Consider the following 558-nt stretch of genomic DNA (forward strand, 5'->3'; position numbering starts at 1 on the left):
CGGAACTTACCCGACAAGGAATTTCGCTACCTTAGGATGGTTATAGTTACCACCGCCGTTTACTGGCGCTTAAGTTCTCAGCTTCGCCACACCGAAGTGTGACTAACCGGTCCCCTTAACGTTCCAGCACCGGGCAGGCGTCAGTCCGTATACATCGCCTTACGGCTTCGCACGGACCTGTGTTTTTAGTAAACAGTCGCTTCTCGCTGGTCTCTGCGGCCACACCCAGCTCACCGTGCAAGACGGATCACCAGACATGGCCCCCCTTCTCCCGAAGTTACGGGGGCATTTTGCCGAGTTCCTTAACCATAGTTCACCCGAACGCCTCGGTATTCTCTACCTGACCACCTGAGTCGGTTTAGGGTACGGGCCGCCGTAAAACTCGCTAGAGGCTTTTCTCGACAGCATAGGATCATCCACTTCACCACAATCGGCTCGGCATCAGGTCTCACCCTGTATGAGGAACGGATTTGCCTATTCCTCGGGCTACACCCTTACCCCGGGACAACCACCGCCCGGGCTGGACTACCTTCCTGCGTCACCCCATCACTTACCTAC

Annotated in this window: 1 rRNA gene; it reads right to left on the reverse strand. The window is 55.9% G+C overall.

The features are described 5' to 3' along the window. Nucleotides 1-558: ribosomal RNA gene (locus NFU81_RS05895) — 23S ribosomal RNA — on the reverse strand; the annotation flags it as partial.

Origin of the sequence: Actinacidiphila cocklensis (genome assembly GCF_907177275.1) — a bacterium.
Classification (GTDB): domain Bacteria; phylum Actinomycetota; class Actinomycetes; order Streptomycetales; family Streptomycetaceae; genus Actinacidiphila; species Actinacidiphila cocklensis.